The 17,143-nt window shown below is 60.9% G+C and carries 15 protein-coding genes; 14 read left to right on the top strand and 1 reads right to left on the bottom strand.

The genetic code is table 11. The annotated features are described in order from the left end of the window. Positions 1 to 184: 184 nt before the first annotated feature. Positions 185 to 1,198: an NAD-dependent epimerase/dehydratase family protein gene (locus tag ACUXUR_RS25510; protein WP_445505154.1), complete on the bottom strand. Its 1,014-nt coding sequence runs from the start codon at positions 1,196 to 1,198 to the stop codon at positions 185 to 187. Positions 1,199 to 1,403: 205 nt separating this feature from the next. Between ACUXUR_RS25510 and ACUXUR_RS25505 the strand changes: the two genes are divergently transcribed. The 14 genes from ACUXUR_RS25505 to ACUXUR_RS25440 all read left to right on the top strand — a co-directional run. After that, on the top strand, positions 1,404 to 2,717 hold the full coding sequence (locus tag ACUXUR_RS25505; protein ID WP_445505153.1) for an ABC transporter substrate-binding protein: 1,314 nt from the start codon (positions 1,404 to 1,406) through the stop codon (positions 2,715 to 2,717). A 16-nt stretch (positions 2,718 to 2,733) separates the two neighbouring features. Then, positions 2,734 to 3,564: an ABC transporter permease gene (locus ACUXUR_RS25500; protein ID WP_445505152.1), complete on the top strand. Its 831-nt coding sequence runs from the start codon at positions 2,734 to 2,736 to the stop codon at positions 3,562 to 3,564. A 26-nt stretch (positions 3,565 to 3,590) separates the two neighbouring features. Beyond that, positions 3,591 to 4,364 (top strand): ABC transporter ATP-binding protein, encoded by a 774-nt coding sequence (locus ACUXUR_RS25495; RefSeq protein ID WP_445505151.1) that lies wholly within the window; start codon positions 3,591 to 3,593, stop codon positions 4,362 to 4,364. Positions 4,365 to 4,436: 72 nt separating this feature from the next. Beyond that, entirely contained in the window at positions 4,437 to 5,267 is an 831-nt protein-coding gene (locus ACUXUR_RS25490; protein WP_445505150.1) for an ABC transporter permease, read from the top strand. Between the two features lie 40 nt (positions 5,268 to 5,307). Continuing rightward, the gene (locus ACUXUR_RS25485) at positions 5,308 to 6,057 is read left to right on the top strand and encodes an SDR family NAD(P)-dependent oxidoreductase (RefSeq protein ID WP_445505149.1); all 750 of its coding nucleotides are present in this window, start codon (positions 5,308 to 5,310) and stop codon (positions 6,055 to 6,057) included. A 268-nt stretch (positions 6,058 to 6,325) separates the two neighbouring features. Beyond that, positions 6,326 to 7,564: a Zn-dependent hydrolase gene (locus tag ACUXUR_RS25480; protein ID WP_445505148.1), complete on the top strand. Its 1,239-nt coding sequence runs from the start codon at positions 6,326 to 6,328 to the stop codon at positions 7,562 to 7,564. Between the two features lie 177 nt (positions 7,565 to 7,741). Continuing rightward, complete coding sequence (locus ACUXUR_RS25475) at positions 7,742 to 8,095, top strand: RidA family protein (RefSeq protein WP_445505147.1); 354 nt, start codon at positions 7,742 to 7,744, stop codon at positions 8,093 to 8,095. A gap of 125 nt (positions 8,096 to 8,220) precedes the next feature. Continuing rightward, entirely contained in the window at positions 8,221 to 9,450 is a 1,230-nt protein-coding gene (locus ACUXUR_RS25470; protein ID WP_445505146.1) for a Zn-dependent hydrolase, read from the top strand. A 173-nt stretch (positions 9,451 to 9,623) separates the two neighbouring features. Then, a complete protein-coding gene (locus ACUXUR_RS25465; protein ID WP_445505145.1) occupies positions 9,624 to 10,277 on the top strand; it encodes an isochorismatase family protein in 654 nt (217 codons plus the stop codon). 1,132 nt (positions 10,278 to 11,409) lie between these two features. Continuing rightward, positions 11,410 to 12,549 carry a BMP family lipoprotein gene (locus tag ACUXUR_RS25460; RefSeq protein WP_445505144.1) on the top strand — a complete coding sequence of 380 codons (1,140 nt, stop codon included), beginning with the start codon at positions 11,410 to 11,412 and terminating at the stop codon, positions 12,547 to 12,549. 64 nt (positions 12,550 to 12,613) lie between these two features. After that, positions 12,614 to 14,158, top strand: a complete 1,545-nt coding sequence (locus ACUXUR_RS25455; protein ID WP_445505143.1) for an ABC transporter ATP-binding protein — start codon at positions 12,614 to 12,616, stop codon at positions 14,156 to 14,158. 53 nt (positions 14,159 to 14,211) lie between these two features. After that, a complete protein-coding gene (locus tag ACUXUR_RS25450; RefSeq protein ID WP_445505142.1) occupies positions 14,212 to 15,282 on the top strand; it encodes an ABC transporter permease in 1,071 nt (356 codons plus the stop codon). 1 nt (position 15,283) lies between these two features. Then, positions 15,284 to 16,192 (top strand): ABC transporter permease, encoded by a 909-nt coding sequence (locus ACUXUR_RS25445; protein WP_445505141.1) that lies wholly within the window; start codon positions 15,284 to 15,286, stop codon positions 16,190 to 16,192. 822 nt (positions 16,193 to 17,014) lie between these two features. Beyond that, positions 17,015 to 17,143 (top strand): helix-turn-helix domain-containing protein (locus tag ACUXUR_RS25440; protein ID WP_445505175.1); only part of this gene is annotated, 129 nt, incomplete at its 3' end.

The raw sequence follows: 17,143 nt of genomic DNA, 5'->3' as shown, positions 1-17,143 counted from the left end.
TCGTTCAACGCCCACGAGGTGGGATTGTGTGAGTTGAATGGTACTCATTGAGGGTATCGAGCGCTTCCGGTCAAAGGGCGTCGCGGGGCCTGTGCGGCCGTTTCCAGCCAGGCGCGGTGCGATCCCAGACACCTCGGCCCTGTTCCGGTCGGCTCGTCTGGTGCGTCTCTGGCCGGAGCTTGGTTCAACGGACGCCCATGTCGGCTGCGCTTGCGGCAAGCGGTTTCGCTCCAGCTTGATGGGTGAGCCAATGCATATAGTCGGCAAAGGCGCGATCCAAGTCGAACTGGGCAGTTGCACCGAACTCGTTCGTGAAGCGGTCCCACGACAAAAGGCCGCCGTCGCTATCGCCGTAAAGATCAACTCGGGTGCCATCGCCGTTGAAGGCAAAATCAAACCGAGGAAAGTGACGCTTCAGACGTTCACACCAGTCCGCGATGCTCCAGACGAATGGCGATCCCAAGTTATAGGTATCGTGCTCCGGTGCGCGGGCATCGAGCAGCGTGACGAGAGAGCGTGCGGCGTCACGTGAGTAGTGCCAGTTCTTGCGCTTGGGCTGCGGGAGAATTGCCTTGCCGCCATCGAGAGCAATCTGGGTCACCTGGAAGATTGGGCTCAACGTATCCCGGAACCCGGTGTTATGCTCCCAGGGTCCGAACGCCGTCCCGATGCGCCCGATGACGTAGGAGATCCCGTGCAGTTGGCAGATGCGAGCGATCACTGGCTCGGCCGCCGCCTTGCTGACGGCATAGAGGGTGGAGACGCGGTGATGATCATCCTCGGTTAGGATCGTTCCGCCGTCCACTTCGGATTCGTTATAGACGCCGGCTGAGCCAATGAGGACGAAGCGCTCCACGCCGTGCTGTGCGGCCGCCATCGCCACCCGGGCAGAGCCGACGAGGTTGACGTCAATCACGACGTCGCCGGCGGTGTGCTCCCGTTGGGCGTCGGATGTGACGACCGCACCATGAACCACCTTGTCGACCCCGTACTGTCTGATGATGTCGGCCAGGAGCGGCGCGTTCCTGACATCGCCCACCGCATAGTGGATCGCGCCAGGCAGAGACGCCCACGTGTGGGCGAGAGCATCCGGAACGTTACGATTGCTGAACGCAACAACATCGCGACCCTCCGCGAGCAAGCATTCGACAATATTGCTTCCAATGAAACCTGTTGCTCCCGTGATCAGTACGGTCATCTCGTAAAGGCCCTTCGTGGTTGCGCACGGTCAGTGCTTCAAAATTGGCTGCGTTGCTCAGGATTTATCCAGATGAGCGCGAATTACCCCCTTGACGTTCCGCTTCCCCTCCGGCTCAATGTGTTCGCCTTAGAAAACGTCATCCTGAGTATAGGACACTGTAACTGGCGATTCCGACTTAGGCAATATGGCAACGGAGGGTTCCATGACTGACAAAACTGGCACGAGAGGGTTGAGCCGCAGACATGTTCTGCAGGGTGCGGCGGCGCTGGCCGCCGGAGCTGCAGTTCCGGGCCGGGTGTGGGCCCAGGCGTCGAAAGCGCCGAAGATCCCTGAGGTGACCGTCCGCCTTGGCGGCTTTGCGGTCACCAACCATGGTTGGACGGTCCTCGCGGCGAAAAAGGGCTTCCTAAAGGATGTCGGCATCACGATGGCAGGCGGCGCGCCGAAGCTGCTGCGCGAGACTCAGGTGCTGCCGCAGCTGAACAATGGAGAACTCGATATCTCCACCATGTGGTTCGGCCTCGTCGTTCAGGCGCTCGACAAGGAGACCGAGGTTCGCCCGATCCTGTCCTACAGCTACTTTCAGGGGAACACGGTTCTCGCCGATCCTAAAGCCGGCTTCAAGTCCGTTGACGAGTTCATCGCGGAAGGCATGAGCTGGGACAAAGCCGCTGAGGCGACCATGCGGCAAATGAAGGGCAAGCGCTTCGCGATCACGGCGAGCCCCAGCACCTATCCCTGGAACGAGTTCGCCCTGTCGCTGGCCGGGCTCAGCATGAAGGACACGCAGACGGTGCCGGTTGAGGATCCCCGGGCCGTTCAGCTTGCCATCGGCAATCAGGTCGACTTCGCCGCTCCGGGCGGTGCGGTCCAGTGCTACCAGCTCCAGTATCAGGCGGGTTGGAAGCCGATCATGAGCACGCGGCAGATGGTGAAGTATATGCCGGCTGGCGCCGAGTCGGCTGTCAACGATCTGCTGAACTACGACCTCATGATGTGCACGCAGAAATATCTCGACAGCAATCGGGACACGGTGCTGCGCTGGTGTGGCGCGACCTACAAGACGCTGGACTACATCTTCGGCCCGCAGCAAAAACAGGCGCTGACCGAGTATGCGCCCTTCATCAGCGCGAATACCGGTGCGCAGATGGATGCCGACGCCATCAAGTTCATCTTCGAGCAGATCGACCCGTTCTTCCAGTGGAAGGATCAGGCCAATCTGTGGGAGAACGAAAGCTATCCTCTGTACTACAAGAACCTCTACAACTACCAGATCCGCAAGTTTGTGAAGGCGGGAACGATCCCCGACAAGAACTACGACTTGGACAAGATCTTCCAAGCGAAGCCGCTCTGGAAAGAGATGGTCGAGCTGAAGGTCAAGACCGAGGCGTTGATGGCGAAGCTCGATGGCTCCGCTTCTGCCGAGCGCAAGGCTCTCGCGGCCGAAGCGAAGAAGCACTACGACAGCTTCAATTATCTTGACGCATCCCGTTTCATGGAAGCGGCCGTGTCATAATCGGGGAGGTTTGCCGGTGACTCAAGCCATCACAATGCCAACCACAGTGATCCGTCGTCCTCTGTTCAAAAGGTATCGGCTCGCGAACCGCGTGCTTCTTCCGATCATCGGATTTGTGCTGTTTCTCTGTTGCTGGCAGGTCGGGCACTGGCTCATCGGCAAAACCCTGCCGCCGCCGGTGGACGTGGCGGCCATTGCCATCGCCAACCTGCTGTCGAGCCCGTACCTGGTTGGGCTCGGCATGCCGGAGGGTGGACTCTGGCCCAATCTGGTGTCCACCGCCGGAACTGTTCTCGTCGGCCTGATCAGTGGCGGGCTGCTCGGCGTGGCCCTGGGTGGTCTCACGGCGCGCAGTCCCCTCCTGGAGGAGATTCTAAATCCGATCGTGACGGTCCTAGGGGCCGTTCCGATCCTGGTTGCCGCGCCGTTCTTTCTGATCTGGTTTGGACTGGCGTCGAGTGCCAAAATCGCACTTGTCGCGCTCTACTCCGGCGCCATCCTTCATGTCTACACCTTCCGCGGCATCCAAAACGTTCGCCCCCATTTTGCCGAGTATGCCCGCACGTTGGGTGGTACCGACAGAGCGACCTTCTTCTTCGTCATGCTGCCGGCATCGCTGCCGGAGATCTTCGGCGGCATCCGGGTCGCGCTTGGGTCGGCGTGGGGACTGGCCGCAATCACGGAACTGTTGGGCAGCCAGAGCGGCATCGGCCGGGTGATCATCAGCGCGTGGGGGGTCAGCGATATCGCGCTCATGCTCGCGGGTTTGCTGTGGCTGTGCGGGATCGCCTTGGGCGTCGATGCCATTCTGATGGGCGTGCGCCGCTACGTGCTGCGCTGGGTTTAGACGGCAGTGAATTGTGAGGAAATGCTATGATCAAAATCGAAACAGCCAGTTGTGTCTTTACACACAACTCCGGCAAAGTCGTTCGGGGTCTCGACAAGGTTTCGCTCGCCATCGAAGAAGGGGAGTTCGTGTGCCTGCTCGGACGCTCGGGCCACGGCAAGTCAACGCTGCTGCGCTCGATTGCAGGGCTGAACAAGCTGACGGGGGGCCGCATCCTCGTGAACGGCTCTGAGATTACAGGCCCGAGCGCCGACCGAGGCATGGTGTTTCAAGAGGACACGGTGTTTCCGTGGATGCGGGTCGCGGACAACGTCGAGTTCGGATTGAAGATGCAGGGACAGCCACGCGAGGTGCGCCAAGCGGCCGTCCAACGATGGCTCGGGGAGGTCGGCTTGTCGGATTACGCCGGCAGCTGGCCGAAGGAGCTCTCCGGCGGTATGCGCAAGCGGGTAGCCATTGCTGCAGCCTTCGCCAGCAATGCGCCGTTTTTGCTGATGGACGAACCCTTCGGGGCCCTCGACTATGTGACGCGCCTCGGCTTGCAGCACCTCCTGATCGATCTGTGGAAAGAAACAGGGCGCACCATCATCTTCGTGACGCACGATATTGAAGAGGCGCTGGTGCTCGCCGAGCGGATCGTCATGCTGCGCCGCGGGCGGATCGTCGAAGATACGCGGGTGAACCTCCCCCGGCCCCGTGATGCAGACGTGCGGGCGTCCCCGCCGGCGGTGGAGATCACGAAAACAATTCTTCACCACCTCGAAGACCTCAATGGGGAGCAGGCAGCCCAAGCGGCCTGAACGACAATGAGCACCACCGCACGATCTCTGACACCATCCCAGCGCCGCGTCGTGAGGATTACGACGTGGGTCATGCTCTTGCTGATATGGGAGGTCATCGCCCATACCGTACCCAAAAGCCCGCTCCGGGCTTCCCCCATCGTTCCGCCGATCGAATTCATCTTCGGCGAAGCGTTGCTGGGCATGTCCGATTACTGGAAGCTGCCCTTCCTGGCTCCGGTCCCCGAACTCGGCGGCGAGCAGACGTATTGGGGTGCGTTCCTGGCGTTGGGCTACCATTCGGCCGCGACGCTTATGCGCGTGATCGTCGGGTTCGTGATCGGCAGCCTTGTGGGTCTCGCGCTCGGCCTGGTCTGCTCCTGGTCCGCAACGGTGCGGCGGATCGTCGGAGGGCCGCTGCATCTCATCCGGATGTGCCCCCTGCTGGCCTTGATTCCGTTGTTCCAGTACTGGTTCGGCGCCAACAATATCGGAGCTGTCATCTATATTTCCTACGGTGTCGGCGTCTATTACTTCGTCGCGACGATCAACGCCGTGGAAAATGTTCCAAGCCGGTATCTGGAATCGGCGGCCACCTTCGGTGCAACCCAGCTGCAGATCTACCGGTGGGTGACAATCCCGGCGGTTCTGCCGGAGCTCTTCTCCAGCATCTATCTCACCCTCGGCCTGGCCTGGACCGCCGCGATCGGCGCCGAGTACATCGGCGTCGACAGCGGGATTGGCCGGATGATCATCTGGGCTGACTACTTCAGTCATACAGGTCGAATGGCGCTCGTCACCATCGTCATCGTCATCTTCTCGATGCTCAGCTTCAAGGCTTGCGACGGTCTGCAGCGATACCTCCTGAGGTGGATGCCCAAGGTGTCCGCTGCGACCACTATGCCGATCCCGGCCGCGGATTAGGCCCAGTCCCACCAACCATTGACACGACAGGAACATCGCTATGCGCCTACGCAACAAGACCGCTCTCGTTATTGGATCAGGAACAGGAATCGGCCGCGCTGTCGTGGAGGCCTTCGCCGTCGAAGGCGCACGCGTGGCCGCAGCCGACCGCGGCCACGTCGAGGAACGCCGGCAACTCGTCCGAACGATGCGCGAAACGGCCCCCGATGCCTTTGACCTCGAGTGCGATGTCCTGAACGAGACGGATGTGCAGGACGCCATCAATGCCACAATCTCCCGGTTCGGCCATCTCGACATACTGGTCAACAACGCGGGCGTCGGGACACGCGTGATCCCATTCGCGACGCAGGAGTGGGACGAGTGGGATCGCGTCCTCAACATCAACCTCCGGGGCACGGCCTACGGCATGAAGCATGTTCTACCTCACATGCTGGCCCGGAAGTCCGGCCGGATCATCAACACCGCGTCGCAGCTGGCGCATAAGCCTGCGCCGGGCTACGGCGTCTACTGTGCATCGAAGGCCGCGATCGTCGGACTGACGGTCTCGGTGGCGCACGAGGTTGCCGCGGAAGGGATCACCGTCAACTGCGTCTGCCCGGGGCCCACCGATACGCCGGCGTGGCGCGCCAGCGATCCGCGCTGGAACGAGTGGAAAATCGGCCAACTGCCGATCAAGCGCATCGGTTCGCCGCGCGAGATCGCCAGCGCCTACGTGTATCTCGCCTCGGATGAGGCGTCCTACATGATCGGCCAGAGCGTTTCGCCGAACGGCGGCGATGTGAGCTGGTAGCATCCCAGGCGAGCGCGGGGCTGCGGCATTCCTCGTCCGTCCGCGCCACGTCGACAGCCGCAGGCCTTGAAGGCTGGGCAGGCACACGTCGCCGGTGCAGGCATCCCCCGTGCGGGTCCATGGAGTCGCCAGCCGCCTCGACAGACCGCTGTCGGTCGTCCAGCCAGCCGGCGGCCGTCGCCGCCGGGTATGCGGCAGAGAATTCGCGAGCCAGTCAGCAAGGAAACCGGCTCGCTTCAGTCTTCAGAACTTCATCAAGGATAGAGCGATGAGCGAACGTATCGAGATCGATGCGAAGATGGTTGAGAAGTATATCATAGAACTCGCCGCGTTCGGCGCGTACGCCGACACGGGCGTGTGGCGGACGGTTTACTCCCCCGAATGGGTTGCCGCGACGGACCAGTACGCCCAGTGGTGCGAGGAAGCCGGGCTCCGGGTCCGGCGGGACGCGGTCGGCAATGTCTGGGGACGCCTGGAGGGAACCCAGGGCGGAAAGTGTATCGTCTCAGGCTCGCACATCGACTCGCAAACCCCTGGAGGCCGCTATGACGGCGCTCTCGGCGCTTTGGCCGGCCTGATTGCGCTGCGTGTGTTGAAGGAGCAGTTCGGGCAGCCGAAAAAGCCCCTCGAAGCCGTGGCTTTCTGCGAAGAGGAGTCCAGCCGTTTCCCCTCGGCCAACTTCTGGGGCTCTCGTGCCATTACCGGCCGCATCGGCCCCTCCGACCCGGACACTGTGATCGGATTTGGCGGGGAGACGATCGCCCAGGCCATGCGGGAGGTTGGGCTTGACCCGGCCCGCATTCCTGAGGCGAAGCGCGAGGACATCGAGGCCTTCATCGAGCTCCACATCGAGCAGGGGCCGATCCTTGAACAGGCCGGGTATCCCGTCGCAGTCGTCAACGCCATCACCGGCATCCGCCACTACAACGTGGAACTGACGGGAATGCAGAACCACGCCGGGGCCTTTCCGATGGATATCCGTCGCGATCCGATGCAGGGGTTTGCCGAGATCGCGGCAGGGGTGGTCAACACCGCGCACCGTTGGGGCCGGCCCGCTGTGACGACGGTGGGGCGGGTGACCGCTTATCCTAACGGAACGGCGGTCGTGCCTTCGCGGGTGGAGTTCAGCATCGATGCGCGCCACCCTGATCCTGCCAAGTGCGAGGAACTCTACCGAACCCACGAGCGCCTGATGCGGGAGGTGGCGGAGCGCCGTAACCTGGGGCTGGAGTGGACGATCCAGATCAATCACGCGGCCTGCCCGAGCGACCCCGCGATTGTCGACCTGCTTCAGGGCGCGGCGCGGGACCAAGGTGTTCCCGCGTTGACGATGGCGAGCGGCGCAGGCCACGATTCGCAGCAGATGGCCGCCATCGCGCGCGTGGCGATGATTTTCGTTCGAAGCAAGGACGGCCGCAGCCACACGCCCGAGGAGTTCTCCTCCCTCGAGGACATCGTGGCCGGAATTCGGGTGCTGGCCGAGGGGCTGCGCCGGCTGGCGTACTGAACCGACCGAACCCCGGAATGTCTCTGATGGGAGGCACGCCGGCCTTCGGGCATGAGGCGGCCAAAGGAACCCGCCTCCTGCCCGGGCTAGGCGGGAGTGCCGGCCCGTGTGCAGCCCAGCCAGAGCGCACCCTTGCCAGATTTGTTCACCACCCTCCAAGCGTTGAAAGGAAACCGAATGATCACGCGCCACCGCACGAACGCTCGCATGAGCCAGATTGTCGAATACCCGTTGTCCGGCACGATGGTTGTGCTCGCCGGCCAAGTCGCCGATGAGCCGTCTGGGGATATCCGGGAGCAGACCGCCGACATTCTTGCCAAGATCGACCGGCTGCTGTCGCAGGCCGGGACCGACAAGTCGAAGATCGTCTCGGCCCAGATCTGGCTGGCCCATGGCGCCGATTTCGATGCGATGAATACGGTTTGGGATGCCTGGATGCCGCAAGGGTGCGGCCCGGCGCGGGCGTGCGTCGAGAGCCGTTTGGCGGACCCCCGGCTGAAGATCGAAATTCAGGTGTGGGCGCTCAAATAGCCGCTGGCATGGCCGGGCCGTGTCGGTGGCGCTCACCGTGTGGCGTTGCCCCCGGTCACAACCCGGTCCTGCTCCCCGGCCCGGAATAGCCACCCCGATTGATCGTCCATCTTCAGGAAGAGAGAATGCCGCAGATCAACTCCGAGCGCTTGCTCAACGACCTCAGACGCTTCGCGCAATTTGGCGCCTATCAATCGGGCGTGCACCGGCCGACGTTCTCGGCCGACGACATGGCGGCCCGAACATGGCTGATGCAGAAATACGAGGAGGCAGGGCTCCTGGCTTCGATCGATGGAGCGGGAAACGTGTTCGGGCGGCATCCCGGCGTGGGGCGGTGCTTGCTCGTCGGCTCGCATGCCGAATCGCAGAACCATGCTGGCTGGCTGGATGGCGCCCTCGGCGTGATCTACGGCCTCGAGATTGCTCGTGCCTTTCGGGACAGTGGCGAAGCAGCCTCCTCCGGCATCGACGCCGTGGCGTGGTCGGATGAGGAAACGCACTTTATCCCCTTTCTCGGCAGCCGATCGTTCATCGGGGACTTGTCCGAGGACGAAATCGATGGAGCGCAGGACCGGACGACCGGCAAGCTGCTCCGCACCGCGTTAGCTGAGGCTGGGCTCACGGATCGAGCACGGGATGTGATCAATCCGTCCCGCTATGTCGGCTACCTCGAGGCGCATATCGAACAGGGTGATTACCTTGACGCAACCGGACTGCGCGTCGGGGTGGTGACGAGCATCGTCGGCATTTGGCAGTACCGCGTGCGGGTCGAAGGGGAGCAAAACCACGCCGGCACGACTCGCATGGCCGTGCGCAAGGATGCTGGAGTGGCATTGATGCGGCTCTGCTCTGCCATCGAGGAAGCCTTCCCGATGGCCGCCGGTCCTCGCAGTGTCTGGACCGTCGGCAAGGTCGACTATGATCCGGGAGCCCCGTCGATCATACCGGGCCGGGCGGAGATGCTGTTTCAATTCCGGGATGAGGATCCGGAACGGTTGAACAGGCTCGAGGCGGAGCTGGAGCGCTTGGTGACCGAGGCGAACCGGACGGGGCCGTGCCGGGTTGTACTCGAACTCGTGTCGAAGACGGCTCCGAAGCGGATGGACCCGCACTTCCAGGATGCCTTCGAGGCCGCGGCCGAGCGACATGCGCCCGAAAAATGGATCCGAATGCCGAGCGGCGCGGGACACGACGCTCAGGTGCTGGCCCGGAGACTTCCGGCCGCGATGCTGTTTGTCCCGAGCATCGGCGGGATCAGTCACCACTGGACCGAAAACACGACAGACGCCGACATCGTCCTGGGGTGCCAGGTTCTGTCCGATGCCGCGGCGGCGATCCTTCACGGTGCGACGTGATCGGGACCTGACGGTCCATGGAGCCTTGCAGCCGCCCCGAACGGGAACCCGTCGGGCTCCTCTCGCGCCCCATGCCTCGCGATGCAACCTCGTGGTCTGCGCAGCGATCCAGGCCCTCGCCTTCGCAACGGATGGTAAGGGGCCACAACACACTCAAGACGGAGGACAAAACAGTGACATACAACACAGTGGTCAGGAAGCTTTACACGGAGCATGGCTTTGGCGGCCGCAGCGGGTTCGGCCGGCAGCCGGCAGTCGTCGTCATCGACCTCGCACGCTCCTGGCTTGACGATGCGTCGCTACAGGGATCATCTCGGCTCGAGCCGGTTCTGGCCAGCACCCTGGCGGTCTTAAAAGCCGCGCGTGACGCCGGACACCCGGTCTTCTTCACCACGATGCGCCCCGATCCGGTGGACATTCGCGGGCCAGTCGGCCGCAAGCTGCCGCACATGAGCAGTGAGACAACACTCGGGCAGGCTGACAGCATGGCGGAACTGGACCCACGCCTCGAACGGCGGGCCGATGAGCCGCTGTTCGTCAAGCCGCGCGCCTCGGCTTTCTGGGGCACGCCGTTCGATGCCTATCTCACGGCGCGGAACATCGACACGCTCGTCATTACAGGCTGCAGCACGAGCGGCTGCATCCGTGCGACGGCGGAGAGCGCGCACAACCGGAACCTGCACGCCATCGTCGTGCGGGAGGCGGTCGGCGATCGATCCGAAGTCGCGCATGAAGCCAATCTGACGGACATCGATCTGCGCTATGCGGATGTCGAAGGGCTTGACGCCGTAGTCGCGTATCTCCGGCGGACGCGGGCTCCCTCATGAGCCCCAGCGTCGAATTCGAGTGTTTCCGGATGGCGGGTCCCGACGCCCAGCGGACCCACCCGACGACGCAGTCCTGCGGACGAGACGGAGAGAGCCAGGGAGCGCCGGGGCGATCCGGCCTCTCGTGAAAACGCCCGAGATCGCAAGGGGAGTGGAACAAACCTGGAGGTGACGATTGCATCCGATCACGAGCGCTTTGACGAAAGAACGGAAAGAGCGCACAAGGAGAGTGACGGAGTGGGCAGCTTGTGGAGAGACGAGGCAATGCGGTGGAACTCGCGAGCGCCGCGAAACCGGTACCACCCGCCGTGACCTGCCAGCTCCCAGGGCGGGCGACCTTGGTCTTCGACTTGTGGAGGCGAAACATCAGCTGCAGCTATGGATAATCACTGCTCCCAAACACAGCTACCCTCGACAGGGGGCGATCGCGCCAGCCTTCGTCCGGCACATCTCGTGTCCAATGGCGAAGCGGAACGCGGACGGAGGCCGCAAGGCAGGCGGTATTCGTGCCACAAGGTCTTCGTCGACTGACGATCCTTGCAGTTGCGGCGGGATGCTTCGTCTGCGGCGCCACGTTGTGACCAGCGAAAGCCAATCCCGTTAAAGTAGAGATCGGCCAGATGTGGGCTGACGTGGTGAAACACACCGAAACGGTGCGACGGACGCGATCGTTGAAGCCTTCCGAGTTGATGTGCACCGGATTACCGGCGTACTCGCGCCTTGTGGTGGACGGTGGCGCGGGCTCCAAAGGTACTGCCAGAGACACAAAGGCTTTCCATTCATAGCTCATCAGATACGCGTTGGGTTGAACGCAGCAGCCACATGCCGCAATGGTACTCGACTCCTACCTACCTTGATGGGTTTTCGAAGCCAGTGGTCTTCTGAACAGCCCTCGTGCTCGCACCGCGGCGAGGAGCAAAATGCCATCGGTCACTTCTTATTGCTTGACCAGTCGTTCCAAATGCAGTCTATTGTACTGTATAGCGGACGCTGGGGATCCTGGAGTAACTCAGAGCGGGCTGGAACAAAGATCTCGCGGGTTGAACTTACGAGACGACAACCGCGAGACCACGGGAGAGCCATAACCTCTCCCGCAAAGAAGACCGTATGGATCGGTTGGAGGGTCAGAGACATGTTCGACAAGTGGCTCGATTTAGAGCATCAGTTCCAGACCGGGCGGATCAGTCGGCGCGAGCTGTTCCGCAAGTCGATGAAGTACGGTCTCTCATTCGTTGCAGCGAACGCCTTCGTTGCCGCGATCGCAAATCCGAGCGCTTCACCGTTAGGTAGTCCAGCCTGGGCACAGGGTACCCTTGCCTCGACTGAAAAGCTCAACGTGGTGATGGTCACAATCCAACGTGCAGGCGATCTCGGCCCAGTTGACGCAATGATCAGCGGCCTAAAGCGCGGCGCGGAGGAACTGAACTACAATTTCCGTGTGGTCGAGGCCCTCCAGGGTGAGTATCAGGGCGCGATCGAAGCCTCTGCCGCTGAAAAACCAGACTTGATTATCGGTCTGTTCCCGCCGATGGCGGATCCGCTGGAGCGCGCAGCCCGCCAACACCCGGATATCCGTTTCGCTAACCTTGTCGGAATCGTTCCCGAGGGTGTGCCGAACCTCAAATCTGTATGGCACGCAGGGCAAGAGGGAACTTTTCTGACTGGCGCTCTCGCTGGCCTAGTCGCAGCAAAGAACGAGCTCGGCGTCGAGAGCAACACGCTAGGTGTTGTACTCGCAGTGGAGAACAGTGAGCAGCACGGATACCTTGCCGGCTATCAGCAGGGCTACAAGACAACCAACACCAACGGCACCATCCTGCACAACGTCATCGGTGGTAACTCGCCTTTCGAGGACCCGACAAAGGCTGCACAACTCGCAGGTGTCCTGAGAGAACGCGGTGCAGGTATCATTGGTGTTAGTGGTGGCAAGAGTCAGCACGGCGTTCTGACGACGGCGAGACGGGCTCGTTTCCTGACGCTCGGAATGGATAATGACCAGTGCCTCCAGTACCCTTCTACGACCATCGCATCGATGCTCGTATTCCTAGACCAGTGGGTCTATGACGTGATGAATGAGGTGCGAACAGGTACATGGAAGCCAGGGCATCACTACGTTGGACTGCGAGACCGCGCGCTCGACATATGCCCGTACACAAACGAGAAGCACCAACTCGGTCCGAAGTTGCCGAAAGTGATCCACGACACGGTAGCAAACCTGCGAGAGAAGGTCTTCTCAGGCGAGATCAAAGTCGCGGCAAAGCCAGCAATCTAATCGTCATCGATAATCCCGCGCCAGATCCGGCGCGGGAATGCTTCTCACTAAAGCCCCGTGCAGCATGACGCCTCCCATCCTTGAGCTAAGCAACGTCACAAAGCGTTTCGGCGCGCTCACAGCAAATGATCAGATCAATCTCTCGATCGAGGCAGGCGAGATTCATGCAATCGTGGGCGAAAACGGTGCTGGCAAAAGCACACTAATGAAGATCCTCTCCGGAATCCACATGCCAGATGAGGGTCAAATCCGCCTCAAGGGCCAGGAGGTAAGGTTCACAAATTCGGAAGCCGCAATGACGAGCGGCATTGGCATGGTGCACCAACACTTCTCATTGATTCCGTCGCTCAGTGTCGCCGAAAATATTGTGCTGTCGCACCCACCCACCCAAGCGGGGGTGTTTCGTAAGCGACAGGCCGAACGAGATGTTGCCGAACTTAGCGAGCGCTATGGACTACCGGTCAATCCGCGGCAGAGGCTGGCCGAATGCCGCATCGGCATTCAACAGCGCGTTGAAATCCTAAAGGCACTTTACAGGAATCCGGACATTTTAATCCTTGATGAGCCGACGGCAGTCCTGACTCCGCAGGAGACCGACGCGCTCATTGAGAACCTCCGCAGAATCCGAGCCAACGGAAAAACGATCATCTTCATCACTCACAAGTTGAAAGAAGTGATGGCGCTTGCCGACCGTGTGACAGTGATGCGGGCCGGCCGGGCTGAAGGAACGATGAGCGCAGCAGAGACGAGCGTGTCGGACCTCGCCACAAAGATGGTGGGGCGCACGATCGCGCTTGACCTCAACCGATTGCAAGCGAATCCCGGCGAGGCGATTCTTGAACTGGACTCGATTTGTTGCCGGGGACACTACGGTGGCCCGATGCTCGACAACGTCTCCCTCGTACTTCGGCGAGGCGAAATACTCGGAATCGCTGGCGTGGAGGGCAATGGCCAATCAGAGCTAGTCGAGGTTGTGGCGGGCCTGCGAACACCCGGGAGCGGCCGTGTTAAATTGAACGGAATGGACATGACGCGAGTTGGTGACCCTGCTCGCACCCGCGCACTCCGAGTTGGACACATTCCGGAAGACCGGATAGAGCAGGGCCTTGCGGTTGATGCATCTCTTCGGGAGAATCTTATCATGGGAGCGCACGACCGTGCGCCCATCGCAAAAGGTATTTGGATTAACACCGCAGCGGCGGAAAGCTTTGCCCGCCACCTAATCGACACCTTCGACATTCGGCCGCAATCGCCTGATACCAAAGCTGGCGCGCTTTCTGGCGGTAATATGCAGAAGGCGATCATCGCCCGCGAGCTCAGTTCGGGGCCCGACCTCATCATCGCCTCCCATCCAACCCGTGGAGTCGACGTTGGCGCGGCGGAGTTCGTCTACGAGCAACTCCTGAGCCATCGCTGCAAAGCGGGCATCCTTCTTGTTTCTTCAGATCTCGACGAGGTGACACGCTTATCGGACCGTATCATTGTGATGTTCCAGGGCCGGATCATGGCCGAATTGTCGCCTGAGGTGGCAACCGGCGAGATGCTCGGGTTGCTGATGGCGGGCATCCATCCCACCCAGAACAGCGCTGCAGAACGAGCAGCAGAGTAGGGGCTGGAATGCAGGGAGAAATGAGAGGGCAACTGCCTACAGTTGCCGAAACCATGTTGACCCGTTGGCGCTTTACGCGAAGCGCGATCCAAGCGCTCAAGATGCCGGTCGTGTCGACCGTCATCGGCCTTGTCGTCACAACCGCGGTCCTCATCAGCATCGACGTTAACCCCCTCGCGTTTTATCAGGCACTGCTCGATGGAGCGCTTGGCAGTTCTTTCGGTATCGCGACAACGCTACGTTGGACGACGCCTCTCATTCTGTCTGGAGTCGCCGTCTGCGTTGCATTTAAGGCTGGGCTCTTCAACGCCGGGCTTGCCGGGCAAATCTATATCGGCGGCTTCGTCGCGAGCTGGGCCGGCTTTGCTATCGCACTTCCCGCAGGAATACACCCTGTGCTCTCTCTCATCGCGGGCGGAATCGCAGGTGCAGGTTGGGCCCTGATCCCAGCACTGATGCGCCGCTATCTCGGTTCGAGCGAAATTGTGACGTCGCTAATGTTCTGGTACATCGCGGTTGGAATTGCGGATTTCCTCACGCGCCAGTTCTTCCGTGATCCGACTTCGGCTGCCTTCCTTATGTCAGTCAAGGTTGAACCAAGTGCCGTTCTGCCGTCGATGGTCCCAGTTGGGAATGTGTCCCCAATGCTCATCATCGCTCTCGTGACTGCTGTAGCGCTCTCGATCTTTTTTCTCCGCTCGCGGGTCGGCTACGAGATCCGTATGACAGGGCTTAACCCGCGCTTCGCCTACATATCGGGTGTCCCGACCGGGCGGCGCCTAGTGCTTGCCTTCTGCGCTAGCGGCTTCATTGGAGGCGTGATTGGTGCGGCCGAAAGCCTTGGCATCAACCAGCGGTTCGTCTCGCAGTTCGACCCTGGTTATGGCTTCGATGGCTTTCTTGTCGCCATGCTAGCCAATGGGAGCCTGGCCGGCTGTATTCCCGCTGGCATTTTCCTGGGAATTCTGAAGGCAGGCAGCCTTGAGGTGGAGCGGACGCTCGGGGTTTCGAAGAGCATTGTGTGGATTCTGCAGGGTACGATTATCCTATTCATATCGGCCAAAGGTATCCTGGAGTGGTGGCAGGCCCGAAAGGCCGCATCCGTAGCTGCGACTGGAGGCTAATATGGACATTTTCACAGCTTCTCTATTCTCGTCGGCGCTGCTAGCTGCGACCCCGCTCCTCTGGGCAGCAATGGGAGGCCTCGTTAGTCACCAGGCAGGGCTCTTCAACTTCACATTAGAAGCGCTCATGCTGTTCGGCGCGTTCTTCTCGGTACTTTTCACGATATATACTGATAATGTCGTACTCGGGATCCTGCTCGGCGCCTTAACTGTCGTGATGCTGAGCTTGTTGTGGGGCTGGGCGGTCATCGACCTGAAGGCGGACCACATCATCTCGGCTCTCGGCTTTCTCCTGCTCGCGCAGGGAGGGACTGCGTTTCTGATGATTGTGCTGCTTGGGCAGTCAGGCGGTATCTTTGTACCGCAGCAGCTGGAATTTATCGAGCTCCAATGGCTGGAGGCGCTGCCAGCAGTTGGGCCGGTGCTCAACAATCAGACCGGACTCACCTATCTGGCCTTGCTCTCATTGCCTTTGATGCTCTTTGTTCTCTATCGGACATCGTTCGGTCTAGCGATACGCTCTGTTGGAGAGAGGCCGGAAGCAGCGGCTGCGGCCGGGATCAGCGTGCGGGCGGTTCGTTACATTGCTGTTGCGATCACCGGTTTGTTCTGCGCCCTAGGAGGTGCGCAACTGTCGTTAGGCTACCTCGCTATGTTCACCGAGAACATGACGGCCGGCCGCGGTATCATTGCTTTCGCCGCCGTGATCTTCGGCCGCCACCTGCCACTGCCGGTATTTTCGATCGCGCTTTTCTTCGGATTTGCAGGCGCACTAACCGATCGTCTTCAAGGCTTTGGCATCCCAAGCGAGTTGATCCTGACCTTGCCCTATGTACTCACGGTGGTTGCTCTCGGGCTAGCAAGCGCAAGGTTTTTCCGTAGGCTCACCGACCGCAGCTCGTACGCCTGAGACTGGCACCGTCAATTTAACGAGCTGAAGGCAAAGCGTCTCACTGAGGCGGCAGATCAGAAGCCCACTGCAATGCCCGTCACCTCGGCCCAAGCCGTGAAGGGGTCAGAACAAGATCTGCTCCCAAACACACGGTAACGAAGTACGTAGCAAGAACGTGGCCCCTAAGCCGACCGCGAGGCCTGGCCGACGGCTGAATACAGCTTGGATCCAAGTGTCTGAGCCATCATTCCAGGGCAGAACAACTGGTGGAGAAGGCTACTGCTCGCCAAAGTGTCGTCCGTGAGAGAGGGTCGTTGTCCGGATAGGTTCGACAAAGCACTTAATGCAATAAGTTCAAGCGGGTACCAGATCAATGTGAGTATCATCTGGCTTCACACTGAGGGGCGGTCCTTAAGCCGCGTTAGAAAGGTTGCCGATGCGTTCTAACTAAACGTGTCATTGGGCACAGATCTTGCTCTGACCCCACTTTACGATGGCAGCAGCCGGAACGAGCTGACCTATTACTTGCCCGCTGGCTGGGATCCGGTAATTGGCCTGCCCCGAGTGGGTGATCCGTGTGTGATGTTAATTCAGCGTTGGTCTGGTCCTGCCCCCAGATGTGATCCACGGCCTATGCAACTTTCCGGGCCTGGTCTTGGTGCTAGTTGGGACGCATGGACCACGACCTCTGGTGCGGGTGGCCGGTAGCCCAAGGATGAGTTGAAGTAGTCGGAACTTAATCTGACAGACGGTGTCGATTGGCTGAGGCAAGAGCCGAGGCCGGGCGCGGAGTGGTCGGGGTGCGCAGCGCCCGGCCTCGGCGTTCACAAGGAACACGCCATGACTAACGAGCAGAAGATCATCCGCGCCAAGGTCGGCCTGCTGGAGCTGGCCAAGCAGCTCGGCAATGTCAGCCAAGCCTGCCACATGATGGGCTATTCCCGCGACAGCTTCTACCGCTTCAAGGAA

It is taken from the genome of Microvirga medicaginis, from assembly GCF_052658925.1.
The sequence above is the reverse complement of the archived record's forward strand: the minus strand, read 5'-3'. Positions and strand labels throughout refer to the sequence as shown.

What these genes read in the sequence shown, in the direction of transcription:
- ACUXUR_RS25495 (WP_445505151.1), top strand. Translation starts at nt 3,591, where the DNA reads ATGATCAAAATCGAAACAGCCAGTTGTGTCTTTACACACAACTCCGGC.
- ACUXUR_RS25480 (WP_445505148.1), top strand. Translation starts at nt 6,326, where the DNA reads ATGAGCGAACGTATCGAGATCGATGCGAAGATGGTTGAGAAGTATATC.
- ACUXUR_RS25455 (WP_445505143.1), top strand. Translation starts at nt 12,614, where the DNA reads ATGACGCCTCCCATCCTTGAGCTAAGCAACGTCACAAAGCGTTTCGGC.
- ACUXUR_RS25460 (WP_445505144.1), top strand. Translation starts at nt 11,410, where the DNA reads ATGTTCGACAAGTGGCTCGATTTAGAGCATCAGTTCCAGACCGGGCGG.
- ACUXUR_RS25445 (WP_445505141.1), top strand. Translation starts at nt 15,284, where the DNA reads ATGGACATTTTCACAGCTTCTCTATTCTCGTCGGCGCTGCTAGCTGCG.
- ACUXUR_RS25510 (WP_445505154.1), bottom strand. Translation starts at nt 1,198, where the DNA reads ATGACCGTACTGATCACGGGAGCAACAGGTTTCATTGGAAGCAATATT.
- ACUXUR_RS25475 (WP_445505147.1), top strand. Translation starts at nt 7,742, where the DNA reads ATGATCACGCGCCACCGCACGAACGCTCGCATGAGCCAGATTGTCGAA.
- ACUXUR_RS25505 (WP_445505153.1), top strand. Translation starts at nt 1,404, where the DNA reads ATGACTGACAAAACTGGCACGAGAGGGTTGAGCCGCAGACATGTTCTG.
- ACUXUR_RS25485 (WP_445505149.1), top strand. Translation starts at nt 5,308, where the DNA reads ATGCGCCTACGCAACAAGACCGCTCTCGTTATTGGATCAGGAACAGGA.
- ACUXUR_RS25450 (WP_445505142.1), top strand. Translation starts at nt 14,212, where the DNA reads ATGTTGACCCGTTGGCGCTTTACGCGAAGCGCGATCCAAGCGCTCAAG.
- ACUXUR_RS25490 (WP_445505150.1), top strand. Translation starts at nt 4,437, where the DNA reads ATGCTCTTGCTGATATGGGAGGTCATCGCCCATACCGTACCCAAAAGC.
- ACUXUR_RS25470 (WP_445505146.1), top strand. Translation starts at nt 8,221, where the DNA reads ATGCCGCAGATCAACTCCGAGCGCTTGCTCAACGACCTCAGACGCTTC.